Raw genomic sequence first — 14,152 nt, forward strand, 5'->3', positions numbered from 1 at the left:
CTCACGCTGCTCGTCGTGCACGGGGCCGCGCTCGGGCTCGTCGTCGCCGCCGTCGGCGGCACCCTGCGCGGGGGCGTCGCCGAGCCCGGCACCGCGCTCGCCTTCGGGCTGCTCATCGCCTTCGGCGCCCTCGCCGGCTGGCGCTCCGTCCCCCGCCCCGCGGGCCTGCCCGGTGCCGCCGCCCTCCGCGACCGCGAACCCGCGCCGCTCGCCGCCGCCGGCGCCCTCGCGTACGCGCTGCTCGGCGCGAGCGGCGGCTGGCCCACCACCCACGGCGTCGCCCAGACCGTCGCCGTCGTCGTGGCCGCCGGGCTCGCCGGCGCCGTCCCGCACCTGGCCCGCGGCCGCGGCCCCGACCTCGACCACCTGGCCCGGCGCACCCTCACCGTCGGCTTCGCCGCCCTCTGCTTCCAGCCCCTCCATTCCGGGCACGGCGCCGCCCACGCCCCGCTCCTCCTGGCCCTCCTCGTGCTCACCGCCCTCTGCGACGCCGTGCTCGCGGCCCTGCTGCTGCGCGCCCGCGCCGCGACCCGCCCGCCGTACGGACCGCTGCTCCGCGAGGAGCTGCGCGGACTGCTCGGCGTCGGCTCCGCCGTCGGGGCGACCGGGGCCGTCATGGCGCTGGGCGTCGGCGCCGCGGGCCTGTGGGCGCTGCCCGTGGTCTGCCTGCCACTCCTGCTCACCCAGGTCTCCCACCGCCGCTTCACGGCGGTGCGCGTCACCGGCGGACAGACCATCGCCTCCCTCGCCCGCGCCACCGAGATCGCCGGGTACACCCCACCGGGGCACGCCCACCGGGTCGCCGCGCTCAGCACCGCCGTCGGCCGCGAGCTGGGCCTGTCCGGACCCGAACTGACCGTCCTGGAGTACGCGGCGCTGATGCACGACATCGGCCAGCTCTCCCTCGTCGACCCGGTGCCGTCCGGCGCCACGGCCGTGCTCCCGGCCGAGGAGCAGCGCCGGATCGCCCTGCTCGGCGGGGCGGTGGTGCGCCGCACCGGCGTCCGCGAGGCGGTCGCCGTCGTCGTGGAACGGCAGGCCGACCCGTACCGCGAGCAGCCCCTGCCCGCCCGCATCGTGCGCACCGCGAACGCCTACGACGACCTCGCCGGCACCGGCCCCGGCGGCGGCCTCGCCGCCCTCGAACGGCTGCGGCTCGGCACCGGCCGCGACCACTGCCCCGAGGTCGTCGAAGCCCTCGCCCGCGTTCTCGCGAACGGCGGCGTCGGCCCTCGTCGGGCTGGGTAACCCATGGGTAATGAGCGCGCGTCCGACCGGGCATGGTTGGATGCGAACAAGAGGGTGAAGCGACCGGCAGGCGGGAATCGTGAGGATCTTCGGGAAGGTACGGCATCGGCCCTCCGCCTCGTGGCGGCAGGCCACCGACCGCGCGTTCACGCTGATCGGCGACGGCCGGTACGAGGACGCGGGCGCGCTCCTCACCCGCGCGGCGGACCTGGAGCCCTGGCTCTCCGAGTCCTGGTTCAACCTGGCGCTGCTGCACAAGTTCCGGCACGACTGGGAGCAGGCCCGCGCCGCCGGGCTGCGCGCGGTCGCCCTGCTCGACAAGGAGACCGGCGCCCCCGACTGGTGGAACGTCGGCATCGCCGCCACCGCCCTGCAGGACTGGCCGCTGGCCCGCCGCGCCTGGCAGGCGTACGGGCTGAAGGTCCCCGGCGCCTCCGCCGGCACCGGCGAGCCGGCCGGCATGGAGCTGGGCAGCGCCGCCGTGCGGCTGTCGCCCGAGGGCGAGGCCGAGGTGGTGTGGGGTCGCCGGCTCGACCCGGCCCGGATCGAGGTGCTGTCGATCCCGCTGCCGTCCTCCGGCCGCCGCTGGGGCGAGGTCGTGCTGCACGACGGCGTGCCCAACGGGGAGCGGACCACCGCCGCCGGCTCCTCGTTCCCGGTCTTCGACGAGATCGAACTGTGGGCGCCCTCGCCCGTGCCGACCTGGGTGGTGCTCCTGGAGGCCGCCACCGAGGACGACCGCGACGCGCTCGAACAGCTCGCCGCCGACGCCGGCTTCGCCGCGGAGGACTGGTCCTCGTCCGTGCGGCTGCTGTGCCGCGCCTGCTCCGAGTCGTCGATGCCCAGCGCCGAGGGCGAGGGCGAGCACCTCGACCCGCACGACCACAGCGAGCCCGGCCACCCCGGTCCGCTCGGCCACCGCTCGCCCGGCGAACTGTGGGTGCCGGAGCGGGAGTGCGGCATCGCCGCGCCGGTGGGGCTGGTGCGCGGGCTGCTCGACGGCTGGGTCGCGGACAGCCCGGACACCCGGGAATGGCGCGATCTGGAAGAGGTCTGCTGAGCGCTCCGGCAGGGCCCCGTAGGCTGTCCTCCGACGGAATCGGGTTTTCAGGAAGGCGCGGCGGCAACATGGCGCAGCAGGAGACGGGCGAGCAGGTGAACGACGGCTTCGTCGTCGACACGGAGGACTGCGAGGCGCGCGAGCTCGCGCACCGCGAGCGGGGCACGGCGCGCCCGATCACGGTCGTCGGCAATCCGGTGCTGCACCGGGAGTGCAAGGACGTCACCGAGTTCGACGACAAGCTCGCGGCCCTGATCGACGACATGTTCGCCAGCCAGAAGGCGGCGGAGGGCGTCGGCCTGGCCGCCAACCAGATCGGCGTGGACCTGAAGGTCTTCGTCTACGACTGCCCGGACGACGAGGGCGTGCGGCACACCGGTGTCGTCGTCAACCCGGTCCTCCAGGAGCTGCCGGCCGAGCGCCGGATCCTGGACGACTCGAACGAGGGCTGCCTGTCGGTGCCGACCGCGTACGCCTCGCTGGCCCGCCCGGACTACGCCGAGGTGCACGGCCAGGACGCCCAGGGCAACCCGATCAAGGTGCGCGGCACCGGCTACTTCGCCCGCTGCCTCCAGCACGAGACGGACCACCTGTACGGCTACCTGTACATCGACCGCCTCTCCAAGCGCGAGCGCAAGGACGCCCTGCGGCAGATGGCCGAGGGCACCCCGCGCTACGAGACGGTCCCCAACGACTGACGTCCCCGACGACCGGCGTCCCCGACGACCGACCGGGCCGTACGACGGCGAAGGGCCCCGCACCCATCGAGTGCGGGGCCCTTCGCCGTACCGGCTAGAAGTCCTCGTCCAGGTCGACCGAGCCCTCCACGGCCACCTGGTAGGCGGACGGGCGGCGCTCGAAGAAGTTGGTCAGCTCCTGGACGCCCTGCAGCTCCATGAAGGAGAACGGGTTCTCCGAGCCGTACACCGGGGCGAAGCCCAGGCGGACCAGGCGCTGGTCGGCGACGCACTGGAGGTACTCGCGCATCGACTCGGTGTTCATGCCCGGCAGCCCGTCGCCGCACAGGTCGCGGCCGAACTGCAGCTCCGCCTCGACGGCCTCCTTCAGCATGTCGACGACCTGCTGCTCCAGGGCCTCGTCGAAGAGCTCCGGCTCCTCCTTGCGGACCGTGTCCACGACCTCGAAGGCGAAGTTCATGTGCATGGTCTCGTCGCGGAACACCCAGTTCGTGCCCGTCGCCAGACCGTGCAGCAGGCCGCGGGAGCGGAACCAGTACACGTACGCGAAGGCGCCGTAGAAGAACAGGCCCTCGATGCAGGCGGCGAAGCAGATCAGGTTGAGCAGGAAGCGGCGGCGGTCGGCCTGCGTCTCCAGGCGCTCGATCTTCTCGACCGAGTCCATCCAGCGGAAGCAGAACTGGGCCTTGTCGCGGATCGAGGGGATGTTCTCGACCGCGTCGAACGCGGCCGCGCGCTCCTCCGGATCGGGCAGGTACGTGTCCAGCAGCGTCAGATAGAACTGGACGTGCACGGCCTCCTCGAACAGCTGGCGGCTCAGGTAGAGCCGGGCCTCGGGGGAGTTGATGTGCTTGTACAGCGTGAGCACGAGGTTGTTCGCCACGATCGAGTCGCCGGTCGCGAAGAACGCGACCAGGCGGCCGATCATGTGCTGCTCGCCCGGGGTCAGCTTGGCGAGGTCGGCGACGTCGGAGTGGAGGTCGACCTCCTCCACGGTCCAGGTGTTCTTGATCGCGTCCCGGTAGCGCTCGTAGAAGTCCGGGTAGCGCATGGGACGGAGCGTGAGCTCGAAGCCCGGGTCCAGGAGGTTCTTCTCGTTCGTCGTGGGCATCACTGGCAGGCCTCGCAGGACTCGGGGTTTTCCAGGGAGCAGGCGACCGCGTCGGGGTCGGCGACCTGCTGGACGGGGACGGACGCCTTGGCGGCGCGGGCGATCCGGGTCGCCGGGCGGGAGCGCAGGTAGTACGTGGTCTTCAGGCCCTGCTTCCACGCGTACGCGTACATCGACGACAGCTTGCCGATGGTCGGCGTCTCCATGAACAGGTTCAGCGACTGCGACTGGTCCAGGAACGGGGTGCGCGCCGCGGCCATGTCGATCAGTCCGCGCTGCGGGATCTCCCAGGCCGTCCGGTACAGCTCGCGCACCTCGGCCGGCACCCAGGAGAAGCCCTGCACCGAGCCGTTGGCGTCGCGCAGCGCCTCGCGGGTCTGCGCGTCCCAGACGCCCAGCTCCTTCAGCTCCGCCACCAGGTACGAGTTGACCTGCAGGAACTCGCCGGACAGCGTCTCGCGCTTGAACAGGTTGGAGACCTGCGGCTCGATGCACTCGTACACGCCGGCGATCGAGGCGATCGTCGCGGTCGGCGCGATGGCGAGGAGCAGGCTGTTGCGCATGCCGACGGCGGCGATCCGCTCGCGCAGCGCCGCCCAGCGCTCCGGCCAGTTCAGCTCGACGCCGTAGTGGTCGGGGTGCAGCACACCGCGGGCGGTGCGGGTCTGCTCCCAGGCCGGGAGCGGGCCGTGGCGCTCCGCGAGGTCGGCGGACGCCTCGTACGCGGCCAGCATGATCCGCTCGGCGATCCTCGTGGACAGGGCGCGGGCCTCGGCCGAGTCGAAGGGCAGCCGCAGCTTGAAGAAGACGTCCTGGAGGCCCATGGCGCCCAGGCCCACCGGCCGCCAGCGGGCGTTGGAGCGGCCGGCCTGCTCGGTCGGGTAGAAGTTGATGTCGACGACCCGGTCGAGGAAGGTCACGGCGGTGCGGACGGTCGCGTCCAGCCGCTCCCAGTCGAGTTCCTGGGACGACGCGTCCACGAAGGCGCCGAGGTTGACCGACCCGAGGTTGCAGACCGCGGTCTCGCCGTCGTTCGTGACCTCGATGATCTCGGTGCACAGGTTCGAGGAGTGCACGACCGAGCCGGGCTCGGCGGTCTGGTTGGCGGTGCGGTTCGAGGCGTCCTTGAACGTCATCCAGCCGTTGCCGGTCTGGGCGAGGGTCCGCATCATCCGGCCGTACAGGTCGCGGGCCGGCATGGTCTTGCGGGCCAGGCCCTTCGCCTCGGCGGCGCGGTACGCGGCGTCGAACTCCTCGCCCCACAGGTCGACCAGCTCGGGCACGTCGGCCGGGGAGAACAGCGACCACTCGGCGTCGGCGTTGACCCGGCGCATGAACTCGTCGGGGATCCAGTGCGCGAGGTTCAGGTTGTGCGTCCGGCGGGCGTCCTCGCCGGTGTTGTCGCGCAGCTCCAGGAACTCCTCGATGTCCGCGTGCCAGGTCTCCAGGTAGACCGCGGCGGCGCCCTTGCGGCGGCCGCCCTGGTTCACGGCGGCGACGGAGGCGTCCAGGGTCTTCAGGAACGGCACGATGCCGTTGGAGTGCCCGTTGGTGCCGCGGATCAGCGAACCGCGGGCGCGGATGCGCGAGTACGACAGGCCGATGCCGCCGGCGTGCTTGGAGAGCCGGGCGACCTGGTGGTAGCGGTCGTAGATGGAGTCCAGCTCGTCCTGCGGGGAGTCCAGGAGGTAGCAGGAGGACATCTGCGGGTGCCGGGTGCCTGAGTTGAAGAGCGTGGGGGAGGAGGGCAGGTAGTCGAGCCGGCTCATCAGGCCGTACAGCGCCGCCACCTCGTCCAGGGCCCGCACGCTGTCGTCCTCGGCCAGGCCGCAGGCGACGCGCAGCATGAAGTGCTGCGGGGTCTCCACGACCTTGCGGGTGATCGGGTGGCGCAGCAGGTAGCGCGAGTACAGGGTGCGCAGACCGAAGTAGCCGAAGCGGTCGTCGGCGGCCGTGTCGATCAGCTCGTCCAGGCGGGCGGCGTGCCGGGCGACGAAGTCGGCGGTGCGGTCGGCGATCAGGCCCTCGCGGTGGCCGGTGGCCACGGACGCGGAGAACGACACCGCGCCCTGGCCGGCGGCCTCCTGAGCGATGGTGAGGGTGAGCAGCCGGGCGGCGAGCCGGGAGTACGCGGGGTCCTCCGCGATCAGGCCGGCGGCGGCCTCGGTGGCCAGCTCGCGCAGCTCCGCCTCGTCCGACCCGGCGTGCCGGCCGCGCAGCGCGGCGGCGGCGACCCGGCCGGGGTCGGTGTCGGGGAGGTCGGCGGTGAGATCGGTCAGGGTCCGCAGCAGCGCGGTCCCGGGGCCGTCGTTCTCGACGCCTGCGGCCGGATCGGCGGGCGCGATGGTCACGTTGGGGGCTCTCCCTCGCTCGGCGCTCGTGGCCGGCGCGGCGGGGGCGGCTGCGCGGGCGGCCGTACGCACGGGGGCCCGCGTCCACCGGCCCACTCCGCGAGGCCCGGACGTCAGTCGGCACCCGGAACGGACGGACCGGGCGCACCGTCGGCAGGTCCTCGGACTCGGCCATGCGCGAAAGCGCACGAAGCACACCGTTGCGGGACAGTTCCGGATTTCCACCGGATTCCCCTGCGGCGACAGCGAGCACGAGCATACATGTGGGGGGCGCTCCTCGACGCACCCCCCACATGTTGTGTCGCTCCGTCCGGCTACAACTCCAGCCCGTAGGTGAGCAGGACGAACTCGGGGTGGTCCTCGACGGGACTCCAGTCCCGCTCCGGCGTGCGCCGGAAGCCCAGGCGCTCGTAGATGCGGTGCGCCCCGTGCATCGCCCGCTGTGTGGACAGCACGATCCGCACGCAGCCCTCGACGCCCCGCGCGCGCTCGACGCAGGCCCGCACGAGCGCCTCCCCGACACCCCGACCGCGGGCCGCCCGGTCGACGGCCAGCATCCGGATCTCGGCCTCGCCCTCCCGGGCCAGGTCGGCCATCGGCCCCGGCGAGGGGACGAACGTCACGCCGCCGAGCAGCGCGCCCTCGCCGTCGACGGCGGCCAGCACCTCCGCCGCCGCGGCCCGCTTGGCCACGTCCCGCAGTTCGCCGAGGTACCAGTCGGCCTCGCCGAACGCGAGCAGCCCGTCGGCGAGATAGGCCTGCGCGATGATCTCGCCGAGCGCCTCGTGCTCCTCGGCCCGTACCGCCCTGATCGCGAAGTCCATGCCGTGCAGTCTCCCTCCGTTCAGCCGCTCGCGCCCACGTCGTTCCGCGGGGCTCCGTCCCCGTTCGGGGGCAGGTCCCCCCGCTCGACCGGTCTGCCCGAGCCGCCGCCCGAGGCGGGGTTCTCCGGCAGGACGGCGTCGAGTTCGGCGTCGTCCGCGCGGTGGGTGCGGTCGGCGGCGGCCTTCAGGACGTCCTTCGGTATCGAGACGGGGGCGGTGAGCTGCACCCGCAGCCCGCCGTCGTTGCGCACGTAGGAGTGGCCGTGCGGGGAGCTGCGGTACCAGCTCGCACCCTCCATCGTGCAGGAGTCCGGCCCGGAGGCGCAGTCCTTCTCGGTGAACGGGCGGCGCTCCACGCTCAGGGTGAGCTGCTCGCCCTTCTCGCTGACGTACACGGCCTGGAAGCCGTCGTCGCCGATGACGCCGACCGACTGCCGGGCCAGTTCGAAGCCGTCGGACTCGGTGACGTACACGTGCTCGACGCGGGTCTGCGCGGCGCGGGCCCGAGCCTCCAGCTCCGCCCGGTCGGGCGTGCCCGCGCCGACCACCTCCGTGCCGCAGCCGGTGAGGGCCAGGGCCGGGACGAGGAGGGGGAGCAGGGCGAGCAGGCGAGTACGGCGGCGAGATCTCATCCGCCCATCCTCGCCCGGCAACGGCGAAGGCCGCCGCGGGTTCCCGGGGGAAGCGCGGCGGCCTTCGTCACAGCGTCGCTCAGCAGCAGCGGAAGCCCTCCCGGGGGTCGGCCTCCCTGGCGTCCATGCGGCGGCGCTCGAAGGCGCGCCGCGACAACACCGCCGCCTCCGGGTCGTGCGACCGGGCATGCGCGACGTACCGGTCGTACGCCGATTCGCCCGACACCTCGCGCACGTACCAGCGGAGCCAGTGCACCGCCCGCCGCAGGCTCACCGTGCTCATGTCCGCACCGTGCTCCGCTCGCCCTCGCCCTCACCGGACCCGGTGACCGCGCCGACCGCCGCGAGTTCGGCCTTCTCCTCCGGCGTGGGCCACAGCCCGGCCGGCGCGACCAGCTTCGACTCGACGTACGGGACCTCGGCGAGCCGGGTGCCCGCCGGGTCGGAGATGGCCTTGAAGCAGACCCGGGCCGCGTCCGCGAGGACCACGATGATCAGGATCGCGAAGACCGCGGACAGCACGCCGTCCACCGTGGAGTTGGTGACGACCGTGTGCATGTCCTCCATCGACTTCGCCGGCGGCAGCACCTTGTCGGCGTCGATCCCGGCCTGGTACTTGTCGCGCTGGGCGAAGAATCCCACCCGCGGGTCGTCCGAGAAGATCTTCATCCAGCTCGCCGTGAGCGTGACGGTCGCGTCCCAGGCCAGCGGAACGGCCGTCACCCAGGCCCACTTGAGCCGGCCTGACTTGACGAGCAGCGTGGTGCAGACCGCCAGGGCCACGGCCGCGAGCAGCTGGTTGGCGATGCCGAACAGCGGGAAGAGCTGGTTGATCCCGCCCAGCGGATCGTGCACGCCGACCCACAGGAAGTAGCCCCAGCCGCCGACCACGACGGCGCTGGCGAACCAGACGCCCGGCTTCCAGCTGACCTGCTTCATCGGCTTGTACACGTTGCCGAGGGTGTCCTGGAGCATGAAGCGGCCGACCCGGGTGCCCGCGTCCACCGTGGTGAGGATGAAGAGCGCCTCGAACATGATCGCGAAGTGATACCAGAAGGCCTTCATCGCCGCGCCGCCGACGACGGCGGAGAAGATCTCCGACATGCCCAGCGCGAAGGTCGGCGCCCCTCCCGTGCGGGAGAGCAGGCTCGCCTCCTCGACGTCCTTGGCGGCCTGCGCCAGATCGGCCGGGGAGATGGTGAAGCCGAGACCGGCCACGGCCTGGGACGCGCTCTCCACCGTCGTGCCGATGACTCCGGCGGGCGAGTTGACCGCGAAGTACAGTCCGGGGTCGAGGATGCAGGCCGCGATCATCGCCATGATGGCCACGAACGACTCGGTCAGCATCGCGCCGTAGCCGATGAACCGGACCTGGGTCTCCTTCTGGATCATCTTCGGGGTGGTGCCCGACGAGACCAGGGAGTGGAAGCCGGACAGCGCTCCACAGGCGATGGTGATGAAGACGAAGGGGAACATCGAGCCGGCGAAGACCGGTCCGTCGCCACGGCTCGCGAACTCCGTGATCGCGTCCATCTTCAGGGTCGGCATCGCGATGACCACGCCCAGCGCGAGCAGCAGGATCGTGCCGACCTTCATGAAGGTCGAGAGGTAGTCACGCGGGGCGAGGAGCAGCCACACCGGCAGCACGGAGGCCACGAAGCCGTACACGATCATCCAGATGACCAGCGTGCCCGGCTCCAGCGTGAAGGTGTCGGCCAGCGAGGACTCCGCGACCCAGCCGCCCGCCACGATCGCGAGCAGCAGCAGCCCGACTCCGATGACCGAGACCTCGGTGACCCGTCCGGGTCGCAGGATCCGCAGGTACACGCCCATGAACAGGGCGATCGGGATGGTCATGGCGATCGAGAAGACACCCCACGGCGAGTGCGCCAGGGCGTTGACGATGACAAGCGCCAGCACCGCGAGCAGGATGATCATGATGGCGAAGACCGCGATCAGGGCGGCCGCGCCGCCGAGCGGGCCGATCTCGTCCCGCGCCATCTGACCGAGCGAACGGCCGTCGCGGCGCGTGGAGAAGAACAGGGTCACCATGTCCTGCACCGCGCCGGCGAAGATCACGCCCACGACGAGCCAGATGGTGCCCGGCAGGTACCCCATCTGCGCGGCCAGCACCGGGCCGACCAGGGGGCCCGCTCCGGCGACCGCGGCGAAGTGGTGGCCGAAGAGCACACGGCGGTCGGTCGGGTGGAAGTCGACACCGTTGTCCAGCCGTTCGGCGGGAGTGGCCCGGGTCCTGTCGGCCTTCAGCACGCGGTACTGGATGAAGCGTGCGTAGAAGCGGTAGCCGATGGCGTACGACCCGAGGGCCGCCGCCAGCATCCAGGCCGCGGAGATCTCCTCGCCGCGGGAGAGGGCGAGGACGCTCCATCCGGCCGCGCCCACCAGGGCGACGAGGACCCAGACGGCGATCGACTTCGGATCAGGCGTGCGCGTACGCGCGTCGGTGGTGGGTGGTGCCGGCTCTGCCATGGTGACTCCCGTCCCCTCGCTGATCACCTGTAATGCGCAGGAAATCTAGGGGACTGTCCCGCTCCACGGAACCCTCGTCCGAATAACGGGCGTATATCGGTACCGAGTTGATCCCCGGCCGGGGGCGCGGGCATGACAGTGCCCCGACACACCTCACGGATGCGCCGGGGCAGAGGTTCAGACCCGATTCTCAGCCGTTGGGCCGCTGCAGCCTCGTGCTCAGCCGTTGGGCCGCTGCAGCCGCGCGACGAACTTGTAGCGGTCGCCGCGGTACACCGAGCGCACCCACTCGACCGGTTCGCCGTTGGCGTCCTTCGAGTGGCGGGAGAGCATCAGCATCGGCAGGCCGACGTCGGTGCCGAGCAGCCCGGCCTCGCGCGGGGTGGCGAGCGAGGTCTCGATGGTCTCCTCGGCCTCGGCGAGATGCACGTCGTACACCTCGGCCAGCGCGGTGTAGAGGGACGTGTACTTCACCAGCGAACGGCGCAGCGCCGGGAAGCGCTTGGCCGACAGGTGGGTGGTCTCGATGGCCATCGGCTCGCCGCTGGCCAGTCGGAGCCGCTCGATCCGCAGCACCCGGCCGCCGGTCGCGATGTCGAGCAGCCCGGCCAGGGTGTCGTCGGCGGTGACGTAGCCGATGTCGAGCAGCTGCGAGGTCGGCTCCAGGCCCTGGGCCCGCATGTCCTCGGTGTACGAGGTGAGCTGCAGGGCCTGCGAGACCTTGGGCTTGGCCACGAAGGTGCCCTTGCCCTGGATCCGCTCCAGCCGGCCCTCGACGACCAGCTCCTGCAGGGCCTGGCGCACGGTGGTGCGCGAGGTGTCGAACTCGGCGGCGAGGGTCCGCTCCGGCGGGACCGGCGTGCCCGGCGCCTGGGTCTCCGTCATGTCGAGCAAATGCCGCTTGAGCCGGTAGTACTTGGGCACGCGTGCGGTCCGGGTGGCGGCGCCGCCCTCTGTCTCCGTGCTGCCCGCGTCCGTGGCCATGCCCCGCCTCTCCGACTCCTGTGCTGCTGCCGTCACCGGCTCCTCCGTCTGTAGCGGCTCACATGGTGGCACGGACCGGTCACGGGTCGTCGCCCTGCCTCAGGTGTCGGTCCGATAACGGAGCCGACAGCCCTTCTTATACACCCTTGACACCCCTAAAGGTCTAGGCCAAGCTCCGGGTACTGGTCTAAACCATTAAAGACCAGGTCCCAGCCCTACAAGCATGACTCGTCGTATGACCTCGCGCGGTGGGCAGGGGGGTTGCAGGCATCCCTGAGGAGGGTGGCGTGAAGCGCAAGCTCATCGCGGCGGTCGGCGTCGCGGGCATGATGGTCTCGGTCGCGGCGTGTGGCTCCGACAGCGACAAGGGCGGCAAGACGGACGCGTCCGGCAACAAGACCCTGACCGTCTGGGTGATGGACGGCTCGGCCCCGGACGCCTGGATGGCGGCCGTCAACAAGGAGTTCGAGGCCGCCCACAAGGGCGTCAAGGTCAAGGTCGAGAAGCAGCAGTGGAACGGCATCCAGGAGAAGGTGACCGCCGCCCTCTCCGAGGACAACGCCCCTGACGTCCTCGAGCTCGGCAACACCCAGACCACCGGCTACGCCGCCACCGGCGGTCTCGCCGACCTCACCGGCGACAAGGCCAAGCTCGGCTACGACAACTGGAACAAGGGCATCCTCCCGTCGGCCGAGCTCGACGGAAAGCTCTACGCCGCCCCGTGGTGGGCCGCCAACCGCGTCGTCATCTACGACAAGGCCGCGTACAAGAAGGCCGGCGTCACCCCGCCGAAGACCCGCCAGGAGTGGATCGACGGCCTGAAGAAGCTCAAGGCCGCCGACCCGAAGACCCAGCCGATCTACCTGCCCGGCCAGAGCTGGTACGTGCTCGCCGGCTTCGTCTGGGACGAGGGCGGCGACCTCGCCGTCAAGGACGGCGAGAAGTGGAAGGGCGCCCTCGGCACCCCGCAGGCCGCGGCCGCCATGAACTTCTACAAGGAGCTCGCCTCCTACTCCACCGCGCCCAAGGACAAGGACGAGGCCACCCCGCAGCAGTCCACCGACATCGTCCCCAAGGGCGGCGTCGCGTCCTGGATCGGCCTCGGCTGGGAGGCCGGCGGCGCGATCGACGCCATGAAGAAGGCCGGCAAGACCGCCGACTTCGGCTACTTCCCGATCCCGGGCAAGACCGCCGACAAGCCGGGCTCCGTCTTCTTCGGCGGCTCGAACCTCGCGGTCGCCGAGCGCTCCGCCAACAAGGACCTCGCCAAGGAGTGGCTGGCCCTCGCCGCCGGCAAGGCGCAGATGGCCAAGTACGGCGAGGCCGTGCAGGGCGGCGTGATCCCGAACGACCCGTCCGCGCAGTTCAAGCCCGCCGCCGGCTCCTTCGCCGAGGCCATGGTCCAGGCCGCCGGCACCGGCCGCATCACCCCGGTCACCGCCGGCTGGGCGAACGTGGAGACCGCCCCGAACCCGATCAAGGACTACATGACCAAGGTCCTGAAGGGCGAGGACCCGGTCAAGGCCGGCGAGGCCGCCGACAAGGTCATCAACGAGCGCATCAACCAGCAGTAGCCACGTCGCCCGGCGGTGCGGCCCGGCCCCGGCCGGCCGCACCGCCGGGACGCCGCAGTGACCAGCGGCCCGCTTCGCCCGGGCCGCGCCCCGGTGGGCGCGGGAGCCCCAGAACCGCGAGGAAGAAGACCATGACCGTGGACTCCCAGGGGACGGCGGCCGCCGCTCCCCAGGACGCGCCCGGGAGGGCGGCGGAGACCTCGAAGAATCCGCCGGCCCCTGCCGGCCCGAAGGAAGTCCTCCAGCCTCCGCGCGGCAGACGCTCCCTGCCCGCCGGGGTGCTGCCGTACCTGCTCGTCGCACCCGCGCTGCTGGCCATGGCGGCGCTGCTGCTCTACCCGCTGATCCGCAATGTGATCCTCTCCTTCCAGCAGCTCGACCGGAAGGAGTTCATCACCCGCGAGACGGTCTGGACCGGCTTCGACAACTACACGAGCCTGCTCGGCGACTCCGAGTTCTGGACCGTGGTCGTCCGCAGCGTCCTGTTCACCGGCGCCAACGTGCTGGTCATCATGGCCCTCGGCACCGGTATCGGCCTGCTCCTCAACCGCCTCGGCAAGACGATGCGGCTGGTGCTCTCGCTGGCCCTGATGCTCGCCTGGGCCATGCCGATCATCGCCTCCGTGACCATCTACCGGTGGCTCTTCGACGAGCAGTTCGGCGTCGCCAACTGGGTGATGCGCACGCTCGGCTTCGCCGGCTACGAGCAGCACAACTGGTTCGAGACCGGCCTGTCCACGCTGACCATCACCGGCGTCCTGATCGTCTGGGGCTCCGTCCCCTTCGTCGCCCTCAACATGTACGCCGGCCTCACCACCATCGGCAGCGAGCTGTACGAAGCCGCGCGGATGGACGGCGCGAACGGCTGGCGCACCTTCTGGGCCGTGGTCTTCCCCAACCTCAAGCCGTTCTTCCTGATCACCACGTTCCTGGAGATCATCTGGGTCTTCAAGTGCTTCGCGCAGGTCTACGCGATGAACGCAGGCGGACCCGACCGGGCCTCCGAGACCCTCCCCGTCTTCGCCTACATCGAGGGCGTCGGCCAGTTCCACTACGGCCTCGCCGCCGCGATCTCCGTCCTCACGATCGTGATGCTCCTGGCGGCCATGTCCTTCTACTTCCGCCTGATCCTGAAGCAGGAGGAGGAGCTGTGAGCACCACCGCCCCCGCCACCGCACCG

At 71.5% G+C, this 14,152-nt stretch carries 12 protein-coding genes and 1 riboswitch; of the genes, 5 read left to right on the plus strand and 7 right to left on the minus strand.

Going from position 1 to position 14,152, the window contains the following annotated elements; genetic code table 11:
* The first annotated feature begins 15 nt into the window (after window positions 1–15).
* The 3 genes from ACNJ93_RS21475 to def all read left to right on the plus strand — a co-directional run bounded on the left by ACNJ93_RS21475 (window position 16) and on the right by def (window position 3,006).
* Complete coding sequence (locus tag ACNJ93_RS21475) at window positions 16–1,248, plus strand: HD-GYP domain-containing protein (RefSeq protein ID WP_418959047.1); 1,233 nt, start codon at window positions 16–18, stop codon at window positions 1,246–1,248.
* A gap of 79 nt (window positions 1,249–1,327) precedes the next feature.
* Window positions 1,328–2,308, plus strand: a complete 981-nt coding sequence (locus tag ACNJ93_RS21480; RefSeq protein ID WP_418959048.1) for a tetratricopeptide repeat protein — start codon at window positions 1,328–1,330, stop codon at window positions 2,306–2,308.
* 68 nt (window positions 2,309–2,376) lie between these two features.
* A complete protein-coding gene (def, locus tag ACNJ93_RS21485) occupies window positions 2,377–3,006 on the plus strand; it encodes a peptide deformylase (RefSeq protein WP_418959049.1) in 630 nt (209 codons plus the stop codon).
* A 94-nt stretch (window positions 3,007–3,100) separates the two neighbouring features.
* Here the strand turns inward: def and ACNJ93_RS21490 are convergent, their stop codons facing one another.
* The 7 genes from ACNJ93_RS21490 to ACNJ93_RS21520 all read right to left on the minus strand — a co-directional run bounded on the left by ACNJ93_RS21490 (window position 3,101) and on the right by ACNJ93_RS21520 (window position 11,398).
* Window positions 3,101–4,117 carry a ribonucleotide-diphosphate reductase subunit beta gene (locus ACNJ93_RS21490; RefSeq protein ID WP_418959050.1) on the minus strand — a complete coding sequence of 339 codons (1,017 nt, stop codon included), beginning with the start codon at window positions 4,115–4,117 and terminating at the stop codon, window positions 3,101–3,103.
* On the minus strand, window positions 4,117–6,468 hold the full coding sequence (locus tag ACNJ93_RS21495) for a ribonucleoside-diphosphate reductase subunit alpha (RefSeq protein WP_418959051.1): 2,352 nt from the start codon (window positions 6,466–6,468) through the stop codon (window positions 4,117–4,119). Before ACNJ93_RS21495 ends, ACNJ93_RS21490 begins: the two co-directional genes overlap by 1 nt.
* A 156-nt stretch (window positions 6,469–6,624) precedes the next feature.
* Window positions 6,625–6,702: riboswitch (cobalamin riboswitch) on the minus strand.
* An 80-nt stretch (window positions 6,703–6,782) separates the two neighbouring features.
* Window positions 6,783–7,292, minus strand: coding sequence for a GNAT family N-acetyltransferase (locus ACNJ93_RS21500; RefSeq protein WP_418959052.1), 510 nt, complete (start codon window positions 7,290–7,292; stop codon window positions 6,783–6,785).
* A gap of 20 nt (window positions 7,293–7,312) precedes the next feature.
* Window positions 7,313–7,924 carry a hypothetical protein gene (locus ACNJ93_RS21505; RefSeq protein ID WP_418959053.1) on the minus strand — a complete coding sequence of 204 codons (612 nt, stop codon included), beginning with the start codon at window positions 7,922–7,924 and terminating at the stop codon, window positions 7,313–7,315.
* A gap of 79 nt (window positions 7,925–8,003) precedes the next feature.
* Window positions 8,004–8,207: a YbdD/YjiX family protein gene (locus ACNJ93_RS21510; RefSeq protein WP_418959054.1), complete on the minus strand. Its 204-nt coding sequence runs from the start codon at window positions 8,205–8,207 to the stop codon at window positions 8,004–8,006.
* Window positions 8,204–10,414 (minus strand): carbon starvation CstA family protein, encoded by a 2,211-nt coding sequence (locus ACNJ93_RS21515; RefSeq protein WP_418959055.1) that lies wholly within the window; start codon window positions 10,412–10,414, stop codon window positions 8,204–8,206. The genes ACNJ93_RS21510 and ACNJ93_RS21515 overlap by 4 nt, the downstream gene beginning before the upstream one ends.
* A 219-nt stretch (window positions 10,415–10,633) precedes the next feature.
* Window positions 10,634–11,398 (minus strand): GntR family transcriptional regulator, encoded by a 765-nt coding sequence (locus tag ACNJ93_RS21520; RefSeq protein WP_418961481.1) that lies wholly within the window; start codon window positions 11,396–11,398, stop codon window positions 10,634–10,636.
* Window positions 11,399–11,685: 287 nt separating this feature from the next.
* Here ACNJ93_RS21520 and ACNJ93_RS21525 point away from each other — a divergent pair, with 287 nt between their 5' ends.
* On the plus strand, window positions 11,686–12,972 hold the full coding sequence (locus tag ACNJ93_RS21525; protein ID WP_418959056.1) for an extracellular solute-binding protein: 1,287 nt from the start codon (window positions 11,686–11,688) through the stop codon (window positions 12,970–12,972).
* A 131-nt stretch (window positions 12,973–13,103) separates the two neighbouring features.
* Window positions 13,104–14,126, plus strand: a complete 1,023-nt coding sequence (locus ACNJ93_RS21530; protein ID WP_418959057.1) for a carbohydrate ABC transporter permease — start codon at window positions 13,104–13,106, stop codon at window positions 14,124–14,126.
* Window positions 14,127–14,152 lie beyond the last annotated feature (26 nt).

The sequence above is a fragment of the Streptomyces tritici genome, assembly GCF_048500665.1.
GTDB classification, from domain to species: Bacteria; Actinomycetota; Actinomycetes; order Streptomycetales; family Streptomycetaceae; genus Streptomyces; species Streptomyces tritici.